Genomic DNA, 428 nt, shown 5'->3' with positions numbered 1-428 from the left:
AGGGAGCGTTCCATCCAGCTCTAAACGCTCGAGCTCGTCCGCTGGCATAGTCTGAAGCGCCCGCAACGAGCGCGCCTGCACAGCATCCAGGGCTTCCAAAGTCTCGAGCGTGTGTGGCACGCGGCGGCCAAGCACGGCACGCCAAAAAAGGGGGTGGAACGGCACGTCAATCATGCGCAGGTCCACGATGCTCTTGGCAACAAACTGGCCCAGCACCCGGAACAGCGATGTGTCGCCCGGCGGCTTGGGAAAAAGCGGCATAGAAGGCTCGCGGCGCCACAAGTCAGGCATCGCTTGGAAAGCTTGTGACACGAGCGTGTAAAACTCGAGCGTCGGGCCGAGACCTGAGCCAGGCTCGTCAAAGTACTCGACCTCCAGCAGAGACGGGGTATGGGCGTACAGCTCGAGAACGCGTATGGCTGATTCTA

The 428-nt window shown here is 61.2% G+C and carries 1 protein-coding gene; it reads right to left on the bottom strand.

Annotated features, from left to right (window positions below; all coding sequences use genetic code 11):
• Positions 1-428: HECT domain-containing protein (locus K5Q99_RS23245; RefSeq protein WP_220778167.1), on the bottom strand; the 428-nt coding region annotated here is incomplete at both ends.

Origin of the sequence: Shewanella hafniensis (assembly GCF_019655335.1) — a bacterium.
In the GTDB taxonomy this organism is placed as follows: domain Bacteria; phylum Pseudomonadota; class Gammaproteobacteria; order Enterobacterales; family Shewanellaceae; genus Shewanella; species Shewanella hafniensis.
Note: the sequence above shows the minus strand (reverse complement) of the source record. Positions and strands in the feature narration are given on the sequence as shown.